We start from the raw sequence: 308 nt of genomic DNA, 5'->3' as shown, positions 1-308 counted from the left end.
CGGGGACCACGGCGACGACGTCCACGCGCGGCCAGGGGACGTCCATCGCGACCGTCGGCAGCGCCGCGGGGCGGGTCAGCGGCGCCGCGGGCGGGGCGAACGCCGCCAGGGACTGCGTGTGCCGCTTGGTGGTGCCGGCCACCGGCAGCAGCGCGCCGCCGAAGGCCACGAGCACCCCGGCCCCGCGGTGGGCGGGGTCGGCTGCGGCGCGCAGCGCTGCGAGGAGGTTGGCGGGCGCGTCGGAGGCGGGAGCGTCGGCGGTGCGCTGGGACCCGGTGATGACCACCGGGCGCTCGTCGTCGTGGTGG

1 protein-coding gene is annotated in these 308 nt (G+C 80.2%); it reads right to left on the bottom strand.

Annotated features, from left to right (window positions below; genetic code table 11):
• Positions 1-308, bottom strand: a 308-nt coding sequence (locus FHN55_RS18970) for an asparaginase domain-containing protein (protein WP_180357959.1), incomplete at both ends; no start/stop codon positions are given.

This window comes from Streptomyces sp. NP160, assembly GCF_006335115.1.
Classification (GTDB): domain Bacteria; phylum Actinomycetota; class Actinomycetes; order Actinomycetales; family Quadrisphaeraceae; genus Quadrisphaera.
The sequence above is the reverse complement of the archived record's forward strand: the minus strand, read 5'-3'. Positions and strand labels throughout refer to the sequence as shown.